The sequence below is a fragment of the Microbacterium sp. bgisy189 genome (genome assembly GCF_965345345.1).
GTDB lineage: Bacteria > Actinomycetota > Actinomycetes > Actinomycetales > Microbacteriaceae > Microbacterium.
The window spans coordinates 88355-95100 of the sequence record NZ_CBDRMZ010000010.1 but is presented as its reverse complement, the minus strand read 5'-3'; the positions used below and the strand labels follow the sequence as shown (position 1 = coordinate 95100).

General features: G+C 67.5%; 9 protein-coding genes. 8 read left to right on the top strand and 1 reads right to left on the bottom strand.

The window, feature by feature from the left end:
- Nucleotides 1-2: 2 nt before the first annotated feature.
- The 8 genes from tsf (at nucleotide 3) to ACSF8R_RS12570 (ending at nucleotide 5584) form a co-directional block, all read left to right on the top strand.
- Nucleotides 3-830, top strand: a complete 828-nt coding sequence (tsf, locus tag ACSF8R_RS12605) for a translation elongation factor Ts (RefSeq protein WP_434812223.1) — start codon at nucleotides 3-5, stop codon at nucleotides 828-830.
- Between the two features lie 89 nt (nucleotides 831-919).
- Nucleotides 920-1639, top strand: a complete 720-nt coding sequence (gene pyrH, locus ACSF8R_RS12600; protein ID WP_434812222.1) for a UMP kinase — start codon at nucleotides 920-922, stop codon at nucleotides 1637-1639.
- Nucleotides 1640-1695: 56 nt separating this feature from the next.
- Nucleotides 1696-2250 carry a ribosome recycling factor gene (frr, locus tag ACSF8R_RS12595; protein WP_434812221.1) on the top strand — a complete coding sequence of 185 codons (555 nt, stop codon included), beginning with the start codon at nucleotides 1696-1698 and terminating at the stop codon, nucleotides 2248-2250.
- Nucleotides 2251-2268: 18 nt separating this feature from the next.
- Nucleotides 2269-3282 (top strand): phosphatidate cytidylyltransferase, encoded by a 1014-nt coding sequence (locus ACSF8R_RS12590; RefSeq protein WP_434812220.1) that lies wholly within the window; start codon nucleotides 2269-2271, stop codon nucleotides 3280-3282.
- The gene (locus tag ACSF8R_RS12585; RefSeq protein WP_434812219.1) at nucleotides 3282-3830 is read left to right on the top strand and encodes a DivIVA domain-containing protein; all 549 of its coding nucleotides are present in this window, start codon (nucleotides 3282-3284) and stop codon (nucleotides 3828-3830) included. Before ACSF8R_RS12590 ends, ACSF8R_RS12585 begins: the two co-directional genes overlap by 1 nt.
- 48 nt (nucleotides 3831-3878) lie before the next feature.
- Nucleotides 3879-4577 carry a transglycosylase SLT domain-containing protein gene (locus ACSF8R_RS12580; protein WP_434812218.1) on the top strand — a complete coding sequence of 233 codons (699 nt, stop codon included), beginning with the start codon at nucleotides 3879-3881 and terminating at the stop codon, nucleotides 4575-4577.
- A gap of 9 nt (nucleotides 4578-4586) precedes the next feature.
- Nucleotides 4587-4868, top strand: coding sequence for a hypothetical protein (locus ACSF8R_RS12575; RefSeq protein WP_434812217.1), 282 nt, complete (start codon nucleotides 4587-4589; stop codon nucleotides 4866-4868).
- Nucleotides 4868-5584 carry an alpha/beta hydrolase gene (locus ACSF8R_RS12570; protein ID WP_434812216.1) on the top strand — a complete coding sequence of 239 codons (717 nt, stop codon included), beginning with the start codon at nucleotides 4868-4870 and terminating at the stop codon, nucleotides 5582-5584. The genes ACSF8R_RS12575 and ACSF8R_RS12570 overlap by 1 nt, the downstream gene beginning before the upstream one ends.
- 3 nt (nucleotides 5585-5587) lie before the next feature.
- Here ACSF8R_RS12570 and ACSF8R_RS12565 read toward each other — a convergent pair whose 3' ends face one another.
- Complete coding sequence (locus ACSF8R_RS12565) at nucleotides 5588-6667, bottom strand: AI-2E family transporter (protein WP_434812215.1); 1080 nt, start codon at nucleotides 6665-6667, stop codon at nucleotides 5588-5590.
- Nucleotides 6668-6746: the final 79 nt, after the last annotated feature.

Here is a 6746-nt window from a genome sequence, read left to right as displayed (position 1 = left end):
CCATGGCAAACTTCACCATCGCCGACATCAAGACGCTGCGCGAGCAGCTCGGCACCGGAATGGTCGACACCAAGAAGGCACTCGAGGAGGCCGACGGCGACCTCGAGAAGGCCGTCGAGATCCTGCGTCTGAAGGGCGCGAAGGGCAACGCCAAGCGCGCCGACCGTTCCACCAGCGAGGGCCTCGTCGCCGCCGCTGAGCAGGACGGCAAGGTCACGATCATCGAGCTCAACACCGAGACCGACTTCGTCGCCAAGAACGAGCGCTTCATCGCGCTGGCCGACAAGGTGCTCGCCGCCGCTGCGGCCGCCGGCGCCGACTCGGCAGAGGCCGCACTTGCCGCTTCCGCCGGATCGCAGACCGTCGCAGAGCTCATCTCGGATGAGGCCGCGATCATCGGCGAGAAGGTCGAGCTGCGCCGCGTGCGTACGCTCTCCGGCGACGCCTTCGAGATCTACCTGCACAAGACGAGCAAGGACCTGCCCCCGCAGATCGGTGTCGTGGTGGCCTACTCGGGCGACGACGCGGAGACGGCACGCAGCATCGCGCAGCACATCTCGTTCGCGAACCCCTCCTACCTCAGCCGTGACGACGTCCCCGCCGCGGATGTCGAGAAGGAGCGCGAGATCGTCACCGAGATCTCGCGCAACGAGGGCAAGCCCGAAGCCGCACTGCCGAAGATCGTCGAAGGCCGCGTGAACGCGTACCTCAAGCAGGTCGCGCTCCTCGACCAGGACTACGCCAAGGACAACAAGCTGTCCGTCGCGAAGGTCGCCGCCGACGCAGGCCTCACCATCACCGACTTCGCCCGCTTCAAGGTCGGCGCGTAAGTCGGACAAGGGGCTCGCATCCTCGGATGCGGGCCCCTTCTCCATGCCCACGATTCGATAGTCTGCATTCGCGACGAGAGGAACCCTGCGTGATCGACGAGAACACCGGACGCCGCCGCGTCCTTCTGAAACTTTCCGGTGAAGCGTTCGGAGGCGGTCAGCTCGGCGTGAATCCCGACGTCGTCGGCCAGATCGCCCGTGAGATCGCCGCCGCGGTCGACCGTGTCGAGATCTCCGTCGTCGTGGGCGGCGGAAACTTCTTCCGCGGCGCCGAACTCAGCCAGCGCGGCATGGACCGAGGGCGCGCCGATTACATGGGCATGCTCGGAACGGTCATGAACGCCCTCGCGCTGCAGGACTTCCTGGAGCAGGCCGGCGCCGCAACCCGCGTCCAGTCCGCGATCGCCATGACACAGGTCGCGGAGCCGTACATTCCGCGCCGCGCCGAGCGTCACATGGAGAAGGGCCGCGTCGTCATCTTCGGTGCGGGAGCAGGTCTGCCGTACTTCTCGACCGACACCGTCGCGGCGCAGCGTGCGCTCGAGATCGGCGCCGATGAGGTCCTCGTGGCCAAGAACGGTGTCGACGGCGTCTACACGGCCGACCCGAAGAAGGATCCGACGGCAGAGCGTATCGACGAGATCACGTACCTCGACGCGCTGCAGCGCGGCTTGAAGGTCGTCGACTCGACCGCGTTCAGCCTGTGCATGGACAACGGGATCGACATGCGCGTGTTCGGCATGGAACCGGCCGGCAACGTCACGAAGGCGCTCCTGGGCGAAACGATCGGCACGCTCGTCACCGCGTAGATCGCGGCGCTGCTCAACTAGACTCGATCTTCGACGTACCGACGAATGGAGTTCCCGTGATCGCCGAGATCCTGGCCGACACGAAGACGCGCATGACCCGTGCCGTGGAGGCGGCGAAGGAAGACTTCGCCACCGTCCGCACCGGTCGCGCCAACCCGCAGCTCTTCCAGAAGATCCTGGTCGACTACTACGGCTCGCCGACCCCGCTCGCGCAGCTGGCGTCACTGCAGAGCCCCGAAGCCCGATCGCTCGTCATCACGCCGTACGACAAGTCGGCGCTCAAGGCGATCGAACAGGCCATCCGAGACACCCCGAACCTCGGCGTCAACCCGACGAACGACGGCAACATCGTGCGGGTCACGATGCCCGAGCTCACCGAGGAGCGTCGCAAGGAGTACGTCAAGCTGGTGCGCTCCAAGGGCGAAGACCACAAGGTGCACCTGCGCGGCATCCGCCGCAAGTCCAAGGACGAGCTCGACGCGCTCAAGAGCGAGGTCGGCGAAGACGACCTCGCCCGCGCCGAAAAGGAGCTCGACGGCATCACGCGCACGCACGTGGACGCCATCGACGATGCGCTCAAGCGCAAAGAGTCCGAGCTGCTCGAGGTCTGAGGCCGAGGCGACGACGACATGAGCGACACCGACGACGCGGCTGACGGCGGCGCGACGCCGTCAACGCGCGCTGAAGCGCGCCGCGTTGCGCAGGAGTCGTCGTTCCAGACGCACGTGCGGCAGGCCCGCACCGACTTCGAGCAGCACATCGAGAAGGCACGCGCCGACTTCGAACAGGCCAACGAGCGCATCAACGAACGCTCCGGCCGAAACCTGCTGTCGGCGATCGCGATCGGCGTCCTGATCGGGGCGGCGGTGCTCGCATCGCTGCTGTTCGTGAAGTGGCTGTTCCTCCTGTTCGCCATTCCGGCGGTGCTGCTGGGCATCTACGAGTTCGTCCGGGCTCTGCAGGCATCGGGTCGGCGGGTCGACGTGGTGCCGCACCTGATCGGCGGTCTGCTGATCCTTCTCGCGGCGTTCTTCTACGGCCACTGGACGCACTGGGTGATCACGTACGCCGTGGTCGCCGCGCTGATCGTCATCCGTCTCGTCGCGCAGATGGCGGCGCGCAACGGCCGCCGCTACGGCGATGTCCTCGCAGACGCACTCGTCGCCGGATTCGTCCCGCTGTACGTGCCGTTGCTGGCGAGCCTCGCCCTCGTGCTGCTGCGCCAGGAGCAGGGCGAGCTGTGGGTGCTGGCGATGGTCGCGATCGCTGTCGCCGCCGATACCGGGGCCTATGCGGCGGGGGTCGCCTTCGGACGGCATCCGATGGCGCCTCGGATCAGCCCCAAGAAGACGTGGGAGGGTTTCGCAGGCGCTGCGCTCGCTGCGGCGGTCGTCGCAGTGCTCCTCGGCATCCTGATGCTGCACATTCCGTGGTGGGCAGCCCTGCTGTTCGGGGTCGCGATCCTCGGCTCGGCGACGATCGGTGATCTCGGTGAGTCCATGATCAAGCGCGATCTCGGCATCAAGGACATGAGTTCGGCGCTTCCGGGTCACGGTGGCGTGCTCGATCGGCTCGACTCGATCCTCCCGTCGACGGTGCCCGCGCTGGCGCTGTACTTCCTCTTCTTCCCGATGGCGGTGTGATGAGCACTCCTGCGTTCCCGCGCGAGTCGGGCCGTCGGCGCGGCTACGAGCCGCGCGCGGTCGACGCCTTCCTGCAGCGCGCTCGTGCCGGATTCGAGTCTGACGGTGGTGACGCGCCGAGCTCGCTCGACGTCCGCGCCGTCGGGTTCCCACTCGTCCGTGGCGGCTATGTGCCCGCCGCGGTCGATGCCGCCCTGGGGCGCATCGAGGACGCGTTCGCGCTGCGGGAACGCGAACAGGCGCTCTCTCAACGTGGTGCCCGCGCGTGGCTCGGTCGTTCTCGGACGCTCGGGCAGGAGATCCTCGATCGACTCCGGCGGTCGCCGGGGGAGCGGTTCGAGCGAGTCGGCCTGCTCCACTACGGATACCGCCTCGACGAGGTCGACATCGTGGCCGATCGCATCGCCGAATACCTGGAGACTGGCGCCGACCTGACCCCTGACCAGGTGCGCTCGGTGGCCTTCCGCATGCAGCGTCGCGGCTATCGGGAACAACAGGTCGACGCAGTCCTAGACGCCGTCGTCGAGGTCATGCTCGCGGTGCGCTGACCCCTCGAATGGCACGTTCGGCATCGCGGCGCTAGAATATTCGGCATTGTGACTTCCGATCGTGACCTGCTCCCCGCTCCAGGCCGCGCGGTGGCCGGTGTGGCGAAGGTCCGTCGGACCGAGCAGCGCTGGTCTCGGCGTCGTGGTGTGACCGGCGCGTTCGCAGCATTCGCCGCGGTCGTGTGCGCCGGCGCGTACGTCGCGCCCCTGGGGGCCACGGTGGCCGATGCGAACGCTGCCGAGGTCGAGGTCGAGACGGTGTCGCTCTACGCCGAGACCGTCGGCGACACGCAAACCTATGTCGCGGCATCCGCGGACGCGTCTGCGGCGGCCTTCGACCGAAGCTCGATGACCTACAGCGTCTACGTGAAGCCGAAGCCGACGCCGACGCCGACGCCGACGGTCGAAGCGAGCACGGCATCCTCCGGGTCGTCCTCGAGCGCCGCCGCAAGCCCGAAGTACACCGGCGGAGGCTCCAAGACGGAATGGCTCACGGCAGCCGGCATCGCGGAAAGCGACTGGTCGTTCGTCGACTACATCGCGACGCGTGAGAGTGGATGGAACCCGAACGCCACGAACCCGTCGTCGGGAGCGTGTGGGCTCATTCAGGCTTACCCCTGCAGCAAGGTTCCGGGCAACGGTTACAACCCGGTCGACAATCTGCGCTGGGCCAACGGCTATGCGGTCGGGCGGTACGGCAGTTGGGCCGCCGCCTACGACTTCTGGACTGCGAACCACTGGTGGTGAACGCACGAGGTGCCTCGGTCCAATCGTCGACGTTCTGAGGGCGACGACGCCTCGTTCGAACGCTTGCTGAGCGGCTGGAAGCGCACCGAGATCCGGCGCGGTGTCGAGTGGACGGTGCAGCCTGTGGCTGCTGCCCAGGCGCAGAAGCCATACACGTGCCCCGGCTGCGGTCGAGAGGTGTCTCCCGGCGTCGCGCACCTCGTCACATGGCGGGCGGACGGCATTCTGGGCGATGCGGCAGACCTTGCCGCGCGTCGGCACTGGCACACATCCTGTTGGAGGATCGGCTGATGGAGATTCGAGGACCGGCGCTCCTCCCGGCGCGTCGCGAAGACATCGAGCTGCATACGCTCGACGGATTGACGCTCGTCGGTGAACTGGCGAGCCCCGAGTCAGCCTCACCCGTGGCGACCCTGGTGACGCTCCACCCGCTGCCCACTGCGGGCGGATTCATGGACTCGCACATCCTGCGCAAAGCCGCCGCTCGACTCCCCGCATTGGCAGACCTGGCCGTGCTCCGGTTCAACACCCGCGGCACGACGTCGCCCCGGGGCACCAGTGACGGGGCCTTCGACGGCGGCCGGGCCGAGGCGTTCGATGTCGCCGCGGCGATGGACTTCGTACGCGAGCGGCGGTTGCCCCGGCCCTGGCTCGTCGGCTGGTCGTTCGGCACGGAGCTCGCACTCAAGTACGGGCGGGACCACGACGTCGAGGGCATCATCCTGCTGTCACCGCCGTTGCATCGCGCCACCGCCGATGACGTCGCGGCCTGGGCAGATGAGCCGCGGTCGGTGATCGCGTTGATCCCCGAATTCGACGACTACCTGCGACCAGCCGAAGCCGCCGACCGGTTCGCGAGCGTGCCCCATGCGACCCTCATCCCCGTGGAGGGGGGCAAGCATCTGTGGGTCGGCGAGACGCAGACCAGACGCGTGCTGACCGAGATCGTGGGCGCGGTCAACCCCGAGGCGCTGCCGCTGCCCACCATGTGGCACAGCGCCGGCTGAGGGTCACAGCTCGTTCTGTCGCGGGATGATGACCTGGCGGTAGATGATCAGCAGGCTCGCCGCGACCGGGATGGCGATGAGGGCGCCGAGCAGGCCGAGCAGCGAACCACCCGCGAGGGCGGCGATGACGACGACAGCGCCGGGCACCGAGACGGCACGGTTCATGATCCGTGGTGACAGGACGTACGCCTCGACCTGCATGTAGACGACGTACCAGATGAGGGCGACGAGCGCCGTCAGGGGCGACGCCAAGCCGGGGATGAGACAGGTCAGCACGATGATCGCGGAGCCGGTGAGCGTGCCGACGAGCGGGATGAGTGAGAAGAAGAACGCGACGACCGCGAGCACCGCCGGGAAGGGTGCACCGATGATGCTGAGGAAGATCGCGCTCAGCACGCCGTTGATGAGCCCGAGCGTCACCTGGCCCATGACGTAGTACCCGACGGACGCGGTGATCTGCTCAGATAGGTCGATGAAGCGCGCACGCTTGGAGGCCGGCGACAGCTGGTAGACGGCCGCCTTCAGGTTCGGGGTCGAAGCGGTGAAGTAGATCGTGAGGATGAGCACGATCAGGGCGCCGGTGAAGCCCGAGATGATCCCCGTGCCGAGCGCGACGAGCCAGCCTGCCGCTTCGGTGCCGATCGTGCCGAAGTTGAGCGATTCCCACCACTCGGTGAGGTAGTCGAAGACCTGGTCGACATCGAGCAGCGGGAAGGACTCCTGAAGCCAGCCGCGCACGTCGTCGAGCGGCACCCAGGAGCCGTCCACGACCGACTCGACGAGAGCCTGCACCTGTCTGATCAGTTCGGCGATCTGCCCGACGATGATCGGCACGACCATGAGGATGATGCCGGCGAACGCGGCGAGCAGGGCGACGAAGGTGACCAGCAGTGCGGCCCAGCGGCGAAGCCCACGGCGTTCGAGCCACGACACGACGGGGTCGAGGCCGAGCGCGAGGAACAGGGCCGTGCCGACGTACAGGAGGATCGTCGACAGCGAGCTGACGCTCTGGATCAGCATGATGCCGATCCCCACACCGAGGGTCGCCACCAGTGCGGTGCGGAACGGATGCTGGATCTTCACGGAGCCCTCTTCTGCAACGACGGTCGACAGTCACAATACGCAGGAGATCGGGCCCCGTGCGGGAGCCGCGCGCCCTCCC